15 protein-coding genes are annotated in these 12884 nt (G+C 45.3%); 10 read left to right on the top strand and 5 right to left on the bottom strand.

Translation table 11 applies throughout. The annotated features are described in order from the left end of the window. The first annotated feature begins 26 nt into the window (after nucleotides 1-26). The 3 genes from IEV16_RS12515 (at nucleotide 27) to IEV16_RS12505 (ending at nucleotide 3625) form a co-directional block, all read left to right on the top strand. Nucleotides 27-251 (top strand): hypothetical protein, encoded by a 225-nt coding sequence (locus IEV16_RS12515; protein ID WP_229728352.1) that lies wholly within the window; start codon nucleotides 27-29, stop codon nucleotides 249-251. Between the two features lie 66 nt (nucleotides 252-317). Further along, nucleotides 318-2438: a phosphate acetyltransferase gene (gene pta / locus IEV16_RS12510; protein ID WP_188366060.1), complete on the top strand. Its 2121-nt coding sequence runs from the start codon at nucleotides 318-320 to the stop codon at nucleotides 2436-2438. Beyond that, on the top strand, nucleotides 2435-3625 hold the full coding sequence (locus IEV16_RS12505) for an acetate/propionate family kinase (RefSeq protein ID WP_188366059.1): 1191 nt from the start codon (nucleotides 2435-2437) through the stop codon (nucleotides 3623-3625). Before pta ends, IEV16_RS12505 begins: the two co-directional genes overlap by 4 nt. 11 nt (nucleotides 3626-3636) lie before the next feature. Here the strand turns inward: IEV16_RS12505 and IEV16_RS12500 are convergent, their stop codons facing one another. After that, nucleotides 3637-4074 (bottom strand): hypothetical protein, encoded by a 438-nt coding sequence (locus IEV16_RS12500; protein WP_188366058.1) that lies wholly within the window; start codon nucleotides 4072-4074, stop codon nucleotides 3637-3639. 133 nt (nucleotides 4075-4207) lie between these two features. Between IEV16_RS12500 and IEV16_RS12495 the strand changes: the two genes are divergently transcribed. The 3 genes from IEV16_RS12495 to IEV16_RS12485 all read left to right on the top strand — a co-directional run bounded on the left by IEV16_RS12495 (nucleotide 4208) and on the right by IEV16_RS12485 (nucleotide 6328). Continuing rightward, entirely contained in the window at nucleotides 4208-4651 is a 444-nt protein-coding gene (locus IEV16_RS12495; protein WP_188366057.1) for a CopD family protein, read from the top strand. A gap of 61 nt (nucleotides 4652-4712) precedes the next feature. Beyond that, entirely contained in the window at nucleotides 4713-5048 is a 336-nt protein-coding gene (locus IEV16_RS12490) for a hypothetical protein (protein ID WP_188366056.1), read from the top strand. 89 nt (nucleotides 5049-5137) lie between these two features. Continuing rightward, nucleotides 5138-6328, top strand: a complete 1191-nt coding sequence (locus tag IEV16_RS12485; RefSeq protein WP_188366055.1) for a CynX/NimT family MFS transporter — start codon at nucleotides 5138-5140, stop codon at nucleotides 6326-6328. Nucleotides 6329-6347: 19 nt separating this feature from the next. On the opposite strand, the gene putP is transcribed toward IEV16_RS12485, so the two are convergent. Next, nucleotides 6348-7826: a sodium/proline symporter PutP gene (gene putP, locus IEV16_RS12480; RefSeq protein WP_371869801.1), complete on the bottom strand. Its 1479-nt coding sequence runs from the start codon at nucleotides 7824-7826 to the stop codon at nucleotides 6348-6350. Between the two features lie 401 nt (nucleotides 7827-8227). Between putP and IEV16_RS12475 the strand changes: the two genes are divergently transcribed. Beyond that, nucleotides 8228-8725 (top strand): TspO/MBR family protein, encoded by a 498-nt coding sequence (locus IEV16_RS12475; RefSeq protein ID WP_188366054.1) that lies wholly within the window; start codon nucleotides 8228-8230, stop codon nucleotides 8723-8725. Between the two features lie 12 nt (nucleotides 8726-8737). Here the strand turns inward: IEV16_RS12475 and IEV16_RS12470 are convergent, their stop codons facing one another. Together IEV16_RS12470 and IEV16_RS12465 are read right to left on the bottom strand one after the other, a co-directional pair. Then, nucleotides 8738-9010, bottom strand: coding sequence for a BrnA antitoxin family protein (locus IEV16_RS12470; protein ID WP_188366053.1), 273 nt, complete (start codon nucleotides 9008-9010; stop codon nucleotides 8738-8740). Continuing rightward, complete coding sequence (locus tag IEV16_RS12465) at nucleotides 8997-9296, bottom strand: BrnT family toxin (protein ID WP_188366052.1); 300 nt, start codon at nucleotides 9294-9296, stop codon at nucleotides 8997-8999. The genes IEV16_RS12470 and IEV16_RS12465 overlap by 14 nt, the downstream gene beginning before the upstream one ends. A 162-nt stretch (nucleotides 9297-9458) precedes the next feature. Between IEV16_RS12465 and IEV16_RS12460 the strand changes: the two genes are divergently transcribed. The 3 genes from IEV16_RS12460 (at nucleotide 9459) to IEV16_RS12450 (ending at nucleotide 11174) form a co-directional block, all read left to right on the top strand. Next, on the top strand, nucleotides 9459-10088 hold the full coding sequence (locus tag IEV16_RS12460; RefSeq protein WP_188366051.1) for a uracil-DNA glycosylase: 630 nt from the start codon (nucleotides 9459-9461) through the stop codon (nucleotides 10086-10088). Nucleotides 10089-10121: 33 nt separating this feature from the next. Further along, entirely contained in the window at nucleotides 10122-10469 is a 348-nt protein-coding gene (locus IEV16_RS12455) for a carboxymuconolactone decarboxylase family protein (RefSeq protein ID WP_229728351.1), read from the top strand. A 102-nt stretch (nucleotides 10470-10571) separates the two neighbouring features. Next, nucleotides 10572-11174: a DUF1287 domain-containing protein gene (locus IEV16_RS12450; RefSeq protein ID WP_188366050.1), complete on the top strand. Its 603-nt coding sequence runs from the start codon at nucleotides 10572-10574 to the stop codon at nucleotides 11172-11174. Here IEV16_RS12450 and IEV16_RS12445 read toward each other — a convergent pair. Then, nucleotides 11171-12469, bottom strand: coding sequence for an MFS transporter (locus IEV16_RS12445; RefSeq protein ID WP_188366049.1), 1299 nt, complete (start codon nucleotides 12467-12469; stop codon nucleotides 11171-11173). The genes IEV16_RS12450 and IEV16_RS12445 overlap by 4 nt on opposite strands. Between the last annotated feature and the right edge of the window lie 415 nt (nucleotides 12470-12884).

The raw sequence follows: 12884 nt of genomic DNA, 5'->3' as shown, positions 1-12884 counted from the left end.
AATCTATACATGCAACCACGCTACTTTTGCTTTTATCTTTTGTTTTTATCAGTGCCTGTTCGCAAGAATTATCAGGTGATGGGGAAGTGATGCCCGGCAGTGATCGTGATGCACATGGCTGTATGGCTTCCGCCGGTTACAGCTGGTGTCCGCGAACGGTGCAATGTGAGCGGCCCTGGGAATTGGCTGAAGAACATGGTTTTGATATTACTGAGGAAGCCTACCAGGCGTTCTGCCAGCAAGGTGATTAAATTCGGCTTAATCGCTGTTCCAAATTAGTTACAATAGAGCATCGGATTTAATTAAATGAGTGCTATATGACAAGTAAAACAGGTAACAAAGCCGTTTATATTGCCACCACGGAAGCCAACAGCGGTAAATCCATTGCCTCTTTAGGTTTAATGCAGTTGCTATTGGCGAAGGTGGCTAAGGTGGGCTATTTTCGGCCCATTATCGATGATTTGCCGCCTGAGAAAGTGGATAACCACATCAACACGGTCATACACCATTTTAATTTAGCGCTCAAACCTGAAGAGGCGTATGCATTTCATCGCAGTGAAGTGATTCGGCAGTTGAATAACGATAACAAGGATGCGGTGATCCGGGACATTATTGAAAAATACAAAGCGCTGGAAGAACGGTTTGATTTTATTCTGGTGGAGGGCACCAGTTTTTCTGCTTCAGATTCGATTAATGAATTTGATATCAATGTCTTAATCGCAAAGAATTTAGGCGTACCGGTGATTATTATCAGCCATGGTCAGGATAAAACTGAGGCACAAATTGCTGATCATATTCACATGGCTTATGACTCTTTTCAGGAAAAAAGTGTGCCGATTTTAGCAGCGATTGTGAATAAGGTGGCGACGGAAGCGCAAACGGCGATTATCAATGCGCTTAAAGAACAATTACCCGAATCGGTGATGGTCAGTGCCATTCCATTGAATCCGGTGTTGGCCAATCCGTCCATTAAAGAAATTGTCAACCGCTTGGATGCGGATGTTTTATTTGGACACGATTATTTGAATAATCAGGCCGGTCATTTTAGTGTCGGCGCCATGCAACTGCGTAATTATTTGCCCTTGATTAAAGAGCAAGAATTGGTGATTACGCCCGGTGACCGTGCGGGCGTGATTTTAGGCGTGCTCCAGGCGAATGTATCAGCCAACTATCCACCGGTGGCGGGTATCGTGTTGACCGGCGGTTTGGTGCCGGATGAGTCCATTATTAAACTGATAGAGGGTCTTTCTGAAGTGGTGCCGATTATTTCTGTACAAACGGGTACATTTTCAACGGCCAATCGGATTGGTGCCATTAAGTCGCAAATCTACGCCGAAAATACCGATAAAATCCTTGCCTCGATTAATGATTTTGAACAGTATGTTCAGACCGATGAATTATTACATCGTTTAATTACCTTTCAGAGTAAAGGCATCACACCCAGAATGTTTCAGTATAACCTACTGAAAAAAGCCCAGAGGGTTAAAAAACACATTGTGCTGCCCGAAGGCACCGATGCACGCATTTTAATGGCGGCCAAACGGCTGATTGAACTGGATGTGGTTCAGTTAACGTTATTGGGTGATCGCGATCAGATTGAGAAACAACTGGCGATGCATGACATTGCATTGGATTTAAACACGGTGGATGTGATTAATCCCCGACAATCGGATCGGTTTGAGGATTATGCCGAAACCTTATATCAGCTCAGAAAACACAAAAACATGAACCAGGCCATCGCCAAAGATCGGATGGAAGGGGTGTCCTATTTCGGCACCATGATGGTGTATAAAGGCCATGCCGACGGCATGGTGTCCGGCGCTGCTCACACCACCCAGAACACCATTTTACCGGCCTTTCAGTTTATTAAGACCAAACCCGACACCAAGCTGGTGTCTTCAGTGTTTTTTATGCTGTTAGAAGACCGGGTATCGGTGTATGGCGATTGTGCCATTAACCCGAATCCCACAGCGGAAGAACTGGCCGAAATTGCCATGTCGTCGGCTACCACCGCCAAAGCCTTTGATATCGAGCCGAAAGTGGCCATGTTATCCTATTCTTCCGGCGCTTCAGGCGTGGGTGAGGATGTCGAGCGGGTGCGCCAGGCCACCGAAATCGTTAAACAACAACGGCCGGATTTAAAAGTGATGGGGCCGATTCAGTATGATGCGGCGGTGGATATTAAAGTCGGGAAATTAAAAATGCCTGAATCTGAGATTGCCGGGCAGGCGAATGTCTTTATTTTCCCGGATTTAAACACCGGTAATAACACCTATAAAGCGGTACAGAGGGAAACCAAAGCCCTGGCCATTGGCCCGATTTTACAGGGTTTAAAAAAACCGGTGAATGATTTAAGTCGGGGCTGTACCGTGGATGATGTGTTTAACACAGTGGTGGTCACCGCCATTCAGGCCCAGGAAGACGGCGCCCAATCATGAAAATCTTAGTCATTAATTCCGGCAGTTCGTCGATTAAATTTCAGTTACTGCAATTGCCGGAGGAAACGTTGCTCTGCAAGGGCATGGCCGATCGCATTGGTGTTAATAACAGCCAGCTTGAATATAAAACGCAGGCAGCACAGATTAAAGAAACCCTGGCACTTAACAACCATCAACAAGGCTTACAAAAGATTGCTGAATTGTTGTTGGATCCCAAAGTTGGTGTGATTCAGGATAAGTCTGAAATCGCTGTGGTGGGTCACCGGGTGGTACAAGGTGGCAGTTTATTTGCTGAAACGACTTTAATCAATGATCGGGTGAAGCAGGAAATACAGGCCTTTGCCGATTTAGCACCGCTGCACAATCTGCCCAATTATGCCGGTATTGTGGTGGCTGAGCAGTTATTTCCTGGTGCACAACAGGTGGCGGTGTTTGATACCGCTTTTCATCAGAGTATTCCGGAGGTGGCCAACCAATACGCCCTGCCCAAAAAACTCTATACAGAACACGGTATTCAGGTGTATGGTTTTCATGGTGTCAGCCATCAATACGTGTCACAACAAGCGATTCAATATTTAGGTTTAAAACAATCAAAAATCATTACTCTGCATTTAGGCAATGGTTGCAGCATGACCGCGGTGAAAGATGGGCAGAGTATCGACCACAGTATGGGATTTACCCCCAGCACCGGTCTGATTATGGGGTCGCGTAGCGGTGATTTGGATCCGGGTATTATTTTCCATCTGGTGGATAAGCTGGGTTACACACTTGATGAGGTGAACAATCTGGTTAATAAACAAAGCGGTTTGCTGGGACTGACCGGTTACCGGGATTTGCGCGATATTGAGGCACAGGTTGGGCAGGGTAACCGGGATTGTCAGCTGGCCATCGAGTTGAGCGCTTACCGCATTAAAAAATACATCGGTGCTTACACCGCCGCCATGAATGGCCTCGATGCCATTGTGTTCACCGCCGGCATCGGTGAAAACTCCCAACTGATGCGCGCTTCCGTATGTACGGATATGGATTATTACGGTATTGAATTGGATCAGGATAAAAATCAACAGAAATCCGAGGGTGTTCAGGAAATCAGTAGCGGCACTTCGGCAGTTAAAGTGTTGGTCATTCCCACCAAAGAAGAACTGGAAATTGCCAAGCAAGCGTATGCTTTAATCTATAACGACTGAACGCATTGGGCTTAGAATTGATAACCCACCCCGAGTAGCAATCTTTGTGTGGCCAATAAATAGAGGTCGATACCCCAGCGGTTCTTCTGATATCCGATACCGGGCACAATCACCGGCGCCACGCCCAGTTGTTCATTAAAATATAGATTGTCCCGATGTTCGCCTTTATAACCGTGAATCAAACCACCGGTGATTTTGCCGTGAAAGTTGGTATCCTTATACCGAAACACTTTGCCGTAAAAGAAATACTGCGAAAACTGGTCAAAAGAGTTATTAAACAGCGCCAGGCCATAGACATGGTCATTGGGTTTGACAACTTCTGCCCCAAGCAACCAGGAAGCGCCCCGGTAACTTTCGCTGTTGCTAAAATGGGTGTAGGTACCGCCCCATACATAAATATCATCTTTTTTGTTGTCATAAAATTCCCAGGCTTTGACTTGGCCGGACATCAACAGACCGTACAGTAAAAGTAGAATGGCTGGCCAATAAGCAGTTAATCTGTGATTGTTTGAAAACATGAAAATTAAAGCAATCTATTGTCTCTCATATTAGAATATGACCTGTTATTTTTCGGTAAAGTTTATGTGCGGCGCTGTCTTATTTTTACATATTCTGGCGGCCACCATCTGGACCGGTGGTCACATTATCTTGGCATTGGGTATTTTGCCCAAGGTACTTAAAGAACGTTCGCCTAGTCAATTGCTCCACTTTGAATCGATGTATGAAAAAATTGGCATGCCGGCTTTGATTGTGCAAGTCATTTCCGGTGTGTGGCTGGCGTATCGTTTATTACCTGATGTCGGACAGTGGTTTAATCTGTCCAATCCCATTGCTCATGGGATTATGGCCAAATTAACCTTATTGGTTTTAACCGTTGGTTTCGCTTTGGATGCACGATTGCGGGTTATTCCAAAACTATCAACGGATAATTTAATCGATATGGCCTGGCATATTATACCGGTGACACTGTTTTCAATTCTTTTTGTGCTGGTCGGCGTGTCGTTTCGAACCGGCTGGCTGTATTGATTTGAAAGTGACTCAGTGCCAACCCATATCTCAGGTTAATCTATAATGGATTTATTACAGCATGGCGATTAGTAAAAAAGGCAGTCGTAAGATTTTGGTTGATGACCATGAATTTCGTTGGAAAACCACCGGCAAAAAAGATTCAATCAGTGTCATTATCTGGCCGGTTGATAATGATCGTTGTCGAATTGTAGGCAAAATTGGCTATCATAATAAACCGACAGCAATAAGCGCTTCAGGTGATTCGGAAAGATCCCAAATCGTGGTCACCAACCGAATGATTCGCGCTATTATACTCCATTATGGTGTTAATGAATTATTACAACACTCAGGCCAGATTAATTTAACCGCCATTGAGGGTATTTATGATGTGAGTCAGGCGGTGCGAAGTGAATAATGTTCAAATGCCTATTGCATAAAGGCTGATGCTTTAACTCGTTCCGACGTTGGCGCATGGGAGCGAGTTAAATAATAGCAAAAATAAAAATGTTTCTTAAACAAGCAGAAAAATTCTTTAAACCCGGTCAATTGTTATTGATCATCGGGATTCTCGCTATTGCCATTAACCTGCGGCCGGCATTGGCTTCTGTGGGACCGTTGATTGAAGATATTCGCATGGCCACGGGTTTGTCTAATTTTATGCTGGGTTTATTGACCACCTTGCCCTTGTTGTGTTTTGGTGTGATATCGATTTTATCGCCTTTATTTACCCGTCGGTTTGGCATTGGCGGGACTTTACTGGGGGCCATGCTAGTGCTGACGGCCGGTATTGGCATCCGTTCGATGGACTGGATTCCGGCACTTTATATCGGGACCTTAATGTTGGGTATGGCAATTGCTTTAGGCAATGTGCTGTTACCGAGTTTAACCAAGCGGAACTTTTCTCAAAAATCGGGTCTGGTGACTAGTTTGTATTCGGCCATGATGGCGGTGGGTGCTGCTTTAGGGGCCGGAATAAGTGTGCCGCTGGCGCATGACTTTAGTTTAGGCTGGCGCGGATCACTCAGTGTCTGGGGGCTGTTGTCTTTGCTGGCTTTATTTATCTGGTTGCCACAATATTTCAGGTTAAGAAAATCAGTCACTAAACGTCGCTTTATAGCGGCCATGAAGCACATGGGTCAATCCTTAAAGGCCTGGGAAGTGGCTTTATTTATGGGACTGCAATCGTTGACTTTTTATGTCATTCTGGCCTGGTTGCCGGCCATTTTATTAAGCCGTGATTATGATCCTGAATTTTCAGGCTGGATGCTGTCTTTATCACAGGCCATGGGGATTTTCGGCTCATTATTGGTGCCATACCTGGCCGGTAAAACCCGGGATCAGCGGTTAATTATTGTTATCCTTATCACCGTAGAAAGCATTGGCATGATCGGTTTATTATTTCCGAACCTGGGTCCGGTGGCGATTTGGGTTTCTTTGATCGGAATGGTTTTGGGTGGCACCTTTGGTTTGGCTTTGTTGCTGATTGTATTACGTTCGCGAGACACGGAGCAGGCCACCGAATTATCCGGTATGGCGCAATCCATTGGCTATACCGTGGCAGCCATTGGTCCGGTTTTATTCGGTAGCTTATTTGATCTCAGCGGTGACTGGTCTGTACCGTTAATCATGTTACTTGTGGTTGGGTTCTTAAAACTGTTGGTGGGCTTAGACGCCGGTAAACCCGGCAAAGTCTAAACCCATCGCTTAACAGTGACTAGAAAGACTGCTCGACTTCATCATAGAGATCGCTGATTTCTTGATCAGGATGCCGGGTTATCAGACTCACCACCACAATGGCGACACAAGCCATCATAAACCCGGGGACAATTTCATAAATAATTGAGCTCAGACTTGAACCATTAATTGTTACAGGTGCATAAATCCAAAATAAAACCGTGGCTGCACCGACTACCATACCGGCAATGGCACCGGCCAGGTTCATGCGTTTCCAGTAAAGACTCAAAATAATCAACGGTCCAAAAGCCGCGCCAAAACCGGCCCAGGCATTGCTGACTAAATCCAAAATACTACTGTCGCGATCATAGGCCAGATAGATGGCGCATAAAGCCACCGCAATAACGCTTAAGCGACCGACAAAAACCAGTTCCTTATTTCCGGCCTCCCGACGTACAAAGGTCTTATAAAAATCTTCGGTCAGCGAACTTGAACTGACCAGAAGCTGTGATGAAATGGTGCTCATAATGGCGGCTAATATGGCGGCCAGTAAAAAGCCGGCCACTAAGGGATGAAACAGCACTTGTGAGAGGATTAAGAAGATGGTTTCAGGGTCTTCTACAGCGATACCTTTTTCATAGGCATATGCTGCACCACAGATACCTGTGGCCACCGCGCCCAAGGCTGCGACAATCATCCAGCTCATACCAATACACCGTGCCGTCGGCATGTCCTGCACACGGCGAATCGACATAAAGCGAACAATAATATGGGGTTGGCCAAAATAGCCCAAGCCCCAGGCCAGTGCTGAAATAATACCCAGTACAGAACCGGCTCCAAGCCAGCTCAACATATCCGGGCTAATTTCGGTCAGCGTGGCAGGCATTGGTTGATCCAATAACGAATAAGTCACCAAGGGCACCACAATTAATGCCAGGAACATAATACACCCCTGAACAAAGTCAGTCAGGCTGACGGCCAGAAAACCACCGAACAGGGTATATAAAACCACCACACCGGTGGTGACATACATGCCGGTTTCGTAGCTTAAGCCAAAAGAACTCTCGAATAATTTGCCGCCGGCCACCACACCTGAGGAGGTGTAAATGGTGAAAAAGATAATAATCACCACCGCGGAGATGACCCGCAGAATATTCCGGTTATCAGCAAAACGGTTGGCAAAATAATCGGGAATGGTAATGGAATCGTCGGCTTTTTCCGTATAAACACGCAATCTGGGCGCCACCAGAAAATAATTAAGCCAGGCCCCGGCCACCAGGCCCACAGCAATCCAGGTACTGCTGAAGCCACTGACAAACATGGCACCGGGCAGACCCATCATAATCCAGCCACTCATATCAGACGCGCCGGCGGATAACGCCACCACTGCCGGATGTAAGTTTCTGCCGCCGAGCATGTAACCGGACAGGTCGCTGGTGGATTTTTTAAAGGCGTAAAGTCCAATTCCCAGCATGACAATAAAGTAGCCGGCCAACGAAATCATGGTACCTGTTTCCAAAATACACTCCCGAGACAATTAAGCGTACCACTATAACATGAATAAATTATATGATTCCAATCCGTCATTAATAACATTTAAACGATTTGACAGTCTTTGGGTCATATATAAAAGATAACCACAGTGATACAGAGGGCAGAGAAGAGAAATGGAATAAATCAGACTGAGGAAATAAATCATGATCTAAAAGTTTCATGACATGATGGCTACCGGTTAAACACTGATGCGGGGCATGGCAGGGACAAGCCCTGCGGCTACAATAAATTAACAAAAGTTGAATAGTTAAGTGCTTATCTGATTTTGTAAAATTGTTTCTGCAATCAACTATTTTGCCCTGATTTTCACGGTTTTTAGAAGGTAAGACCCGTTACAATAAATCAATCAAAGCGTTAAGGTGATTTATGACAATATTTTCAAAGCAGAAACAATTTTTTGGCCTGATTGGCTGGTTACTGATCAGTTTTGCCGCGTCTGCGGTTGGTGCTGTGGCATCTATTCAGGCGCAATCGTTTTATGGTGAATTGACGCAGCCATCATGGGCTCCGCCCGGCTGGGTGTTTGGCCCGGTATGGACCACTCTATTCGCATTGATGGGCGTGGCCGCCTGGTTGGTATGGCGAGAGGGTGGTTGCCGCAAGAATAAAACATCCTTATCATTATTTTTGGTGCAACTGGTGGTCAATGCTTTATGGAGCTGGCTGTTTTTCGCTTGGCATCTCGGTGCTTACGCGTTGATCGATTTGATTGTATTATGGCTGTTGATTATTGCCACCCTGGTGGCATTCTGGCGGGTTAAAGCACTGGCAGGGGTTTTGCTGGTACCTTATTTGTTGTGGGTGAGCTTTGCGGGTATTCTTAATTACACTGTCTGGCAGCTTAATCCGCTGATACTTGGATAAAGATAAACCTTATCAAGGTTTTCGAATTTCTTTAATATCTTCAGCTAACAACACTTTAATCAAGGACTGGTAAGGCATATCACGTTTATTGGCTTCGACTTTAAGGCTGTGCAATAAACCTTCCGGTAACCTAATAGAAATGGTTTTTGTGGAAGGTTTCAAATTCGGCAGTGTGGAAGACTCCGCCTGGCTCCAATCCACATAATCACTGGAATCATGCTGTTCCCAGAAGGCACGCTCTTCAGCTTCCGTTTTAAATCGAGGTATTTTTTTAAGCTTTTTCATAAATCATTTTCTCTTTACGGTGCATATCCCGTGCTGAAATAACACGAATTAGCCGATTGTTTGAACGTAATGTAAACGTAACATGTAAATATCTAATCAGGTCGGTTTTACCCAACGCATGATATCGAGCTTCATCTTGACTGTGCTTGCTATCCGGCAGAATAAGCAAGGGCTGATTGAAAAAAACCTGCTCTGCTTCATGTTGATTGACACCATGCTTATCAATGCTTTTACGTGCATTGCCAGCATCCCATTCAAAACCAATTACTTTTGACCAATCAAGCATTATTGTATATTATCACAATATACAATATCAGTGAAGTAAAATGATGATGCAACTTTTTATAAGGTGTTCTGGCTACTTGCGAAAGACACCGAATGCCGTCCTTCGACGGCAAGGTTGTTTTGGTTTATACTGTTTTAAGTGTCATAAAAAGGTCTTAAATAAATGATTAGTATCAAAAATTTCGTTGATGGTCTTGCCCGTCGTGGTAGTCGACCACAAACATACAATCCCTACCGTAATCCTGATTTAACCAACAATCTTTATCATTACCTTGTAGAAATTAAACAGCATTGTGATCAGCCGGTTTTGTTGGTGGGTGAGGCTTTGGGCTTTAAGGGCGGTCGCTTGACCGGGATTCCGTTTAGTTGTGGTGACGTCTTTACCCGATTTAATCATCCCTTATTGGCTGAGTTAAAGTCAAAATTAATATTAAGCAGCCGGGAATCAGAAAATACCGCCACCATGGTATGGGAATATCTGACAGAAAAGCAACAAACGCCTTTATTTTGGAATGCCTTTCCGTTTCATCCCTATCAAGTTCGCCGACCTAAAACCAACCGGGCACCCACCGCAAAAGAGATTCAACAGGGCAGTCGTTATCTTCAACAATTGGCCGATATTTTTCAGCCGACAACCATTGCCGGCATTGGCCGTAAGGGCCAGTTAGCGGCGCAAAAAGCGTTTCCAAATCATGCCATTCAGCGTATTCGTCATCCGTCTTTTGGTGGCAAGCGGGAATTTATTGAGGGAATGAATGCTTTATTTAATGCAAACAGGTTAAATCATTTATAATAAATTGACTCAACAGCGTTCAACGAGGCTTTTATGAAAGATTTTCCCGGACAATATAGAGAACTGAATAACTGGATGGAAAAACTGGGCACCAAGATGCCCAAAGTGATGGCCGGCTTCGGTGCTTTGCATGAGGCCAGTATACAATCAGGTGCACTGGACTCAAAAACCAAGGAGTTGATTGCTCTGGGCATTGCCATTACGGTTCGTTGCGATGGTTGTATTGCTTTTCATGTGCATGACGCCATGCAAGCGGGTGCCAATGAGGCAGAAATTGCTGAGACCGTTTCGGTGGCAATTTTAATGGGTGGTGGACCTTCGGTGGTTTATGGAATAGAAGCCATGCAAGCGCTGGAACAATACCAAGCGCAAGGCTTGTAAGTTTTTTTTTTGATTAATTTAACGGAACAAAATCAACAAAAAAAGAAAATGACTTTGAGATTATATTGTCCAAAACAAAAAAAGGATTCAACTGATAAATTCATGTGCGGCACATCTAAATATCAATTTATCTGTTTACTCTTAATATTAATTCCCTCTGCAGTTATCGCAGAGACTTTTTATGTAAATCTGGTACAGGCAGCCATTGAGCGAACCAATCATTCGGTGCGTTATGATGGTGCTTATAGGTCGATTGATTATCCCGGTGGTGATGTACCGGCGGATATCGGGGTGTGTACCGATGTGGTGATTCGCAGTTACCGGGCTTTGGGGGTGGATTTGCAGGTTCTGGTGCATGAGGATATGAAAGCTCATTTTAGTGCCTATCCCTCGAAACATATTTGGGGTTTAACAGGTACAGATCGCAATATTGACCACCGCCGGGTGCCGAATTTGCAGACCTTTTTGACACGGCATGGCGAATCGTTGCCGATTTCTCAAACAGCAGATGATTATCTACCGGGTGATTTGGTTACTTGGATGTTGCCGGGTAACTTGCCGCATATCGGTATCGTAACGGATCAGCGGTCTGCCAGCTCAACACGGCCCTTGATTGTGCATAATATCGGTGCCGGACCGCAATTAGAAGATATTCTGTTCGCTTATCACATATCAGGACATTATCGGTTTAAACCAAAGCCTTAAACTTTTTTCATGGTCCGAGACATCACCGCCGCCAGTAAACTGATGGCGGCAAAAAACAGCAGAGCCACTGTTATTGACAGTTGCGATAGTAAGGCGCTGATAATCCCGACGACCAATAACAAAACCCCCATAATGGTGTTGCTGACCGTGACATAAGTGGTGCGTTGGTTGCCTTCGGCCAAATCCACCACATAGGTTTTACGGGCCAGGCGCACGCCTTGATGGGTGACAGACAAGGCAAAAAACAAAAATCCGTAGAGATAAGCATGGCTTGACTCGGGCAGCCAGTTAATCCCGGCGGCCGACAAGCAAATGAATGTGGTTATCACGGCGGTGTAGGTGAGTACGCCACGGCTGTTATGATCTGACTGGTTCCCCCAGAAAACACTGCTGAGGGCACTGGCCAGCCCTGAAAGCGCGAGGAAAATACCCAGACCAAACCAGCTTGAATGACTTTGTTCGGCCAGCATAACGATATAAGGCGTGGCCAGGGCGGAACTCAGCATCAGGGCGCGGGTGATGACAAAATGACGAAAAGGGGCGTCGTTTTTCATGAGATCAATGGCCTGTTTAAAGGCATACCGGCCACTGCGGGCGCCATCAGTGGCGCCTTTGTACTCATTAATCATGCCATAAAGTAGGGCGGATAGACTGAATGTGCCTGCGGCGGCCACCAATAACCATAAGATATGAACCGTGTCCATGGTCAAACCCCAGGCCAGGCTCAGACCGACAACGATGCCGGTGATACCCGCAATGGTCGCGGCATAACCACTGACCTGGCCGCGTTTTTGTTTATCCACGGTTTTACCGAGTACGTCTTTAGAAGCCACCGATGAAAAACTACGTGCCAGACTGAATAGAGAGATAATGCCGATGACTGTCCAGCCGGCGGCAGATCCCTGCATCCACAGCGCCACCGGAATGATACTCAATAAACACAGTGCCTGAGCCAGGGTGCTGGTCACCAAAAACCATTTACGCCGTGGAAATTGACGCACCCAGGCGCCAATATACAGCTGAGGTAGCATGGAGCCCGATTCGCGGATGGGCACCAATAAACCGCTGAAAAAACTCGGGATACCCGCTGTTGAAAATAACCACGGTAAAACCAGTTTGGTGCTGGCCAGTTTGTCACTGATCTGTGAGCAACCCACCGCCAGTAAGAATAGTAGATAATTCACGGGTTGCGCACGACAAGCGTTTTCAGGGATTTGCAAACAAGCCCGGGCATCGTCGTCGTTGCTGAGCATTTGGTAAATGGTTTTAAGTCGTTTGTTGCCGGTTTTTGCCATGGTTACTCTGAATTAATATCATTGAATGGGGTTAAACACTAAGATTACCACAAACAGAATTTGATATTAATAATGCTTTTGCTTGTTCCTTAAAACAGGTTTTAAACAGCGACTTCGACGGGCTCAGTCTACGGCAGATTATTTATATCTGTTCCGTATTGGGAAAACGACAAGGCATGCCTTGTCGCTACCGGGGACGACTTGTAAATATATGGCTATGTGATAATAATATAGTAATACCCGTGGTGCATTTAGAAAATAGTTGAAAAACAAGAAGTTACTCATAGCAAAATGCGGTATATTAATAAGTCTCAAAACTTTAAAATTACCAATACTATGAGTAACTTAACCCGTGGTGCATTTAGAAAATAGTTGAAAAACAAGAAGTTACTCATAGCAAAATGCGGTATATTAA

The organism is Marinicella pacifica (assembly GCF_014636635.1).
GTDB lineage: Bacteria > Pseudomonadota > Gammaproteobacteria > Xanthomonadales > Marinicellaceae > Marinicella > Marinicella pacifica.
Note: the sequence above shows the minus strand (reverse complement) of the source record. Positions and strands in the feature narration are given on the sequence as shown.

Bases quoted from the DNA above. Each gene is read 5' to 3' on its own strand.
- pta (WP_188366060.1), top strand. From the start codon at position 318: ATGACAAGTAAAACAGGTAACAAAGCCGTTTATATTGCCACCACGGAA.
- IEV16_RS12505 (WP_188366059.1), top strand. From the start codon at position 2,435: ATGAAAATCTTAGTCATTAATTCCGGCAGTTCGTCGATTAAATTTCAG.
- IEV16_RS12500 (WP_188366058.1), bottom strand. From the start codon at position 4,074: ATGTCCGGCCAAGTCAAAGCCTGGGAATTTTATGACAACAAAAAAGAT.
- IEV16_RS12495 (WP_188366057.1), top strand. From the start codon at position 4,208: ATGTGCGGCGCTGTCTTATTTTTACATATTCTGGCGGCCACCATCTGG.
- IEV16_RS12490 (WP_188366056.1), top strand. From the start codon at position 4,713: ATGGCGATTAGTAAAAAAGGCAGTCGTAAGATTTTGGTTGATGACCAT.
- IEV16_RS12485 (WP_188366055.1), top strand. From the start codon at position 5,138: ATGTTTCTTAAACAAGCAGAAAAATTCTTTAAACCCGGTCAATTGTTA.
- IEV16_RS12475 (WP_188366054.1), top strand. From the start codon at position 8,228: ATGACAATATTTTCAAAGCAGAAACAATTTTTTGGCCTGATTGGCTGG.
- IEV16_RS12470 (WP_188366053.1), bottom strand. From the start codon at position 9,010: ATGAAAAAGCTTAAAAAAATACCTCGATTTAAAACGGAAGCTGAAGAG.
- IEV16_RS12465 (WP_188366052.1), bottom strand. From the start codon at position 9,296: ATGCTTGATTGGTCAAAAGTAATTGGTTTTGAATGGGATGCTGGCAAT.
- IEV16_RS12460 (WP_188366051.1), top strand. From the start codon at position 9,459: ATGATTAGTATCAAAAATTTCGTTGATGGTCTTGCCCGTCGTGGTAGT.
- IEV16_RS12455 (WP_229728351.1), top strand. From the start codon at position 10,122: ATGAAAGATTTTCCCGGACAATATAGAGAACTGAATAACTGGATGGAA.
- IEV16_RS12450 (WP_188366050.1), top strand. From the start codon at position 10,572: ATGTGCGGCACATCTAAATATCAATTTATCTGTTTACTCTTAATATTA.
- IEV16_RS12445 (WP_188366049.1), bottom strand. From the start codon at position 12,469: ATGGCAAAAACCGGCAACAAACGACTTAAAACCATTTACCAAATGCTC.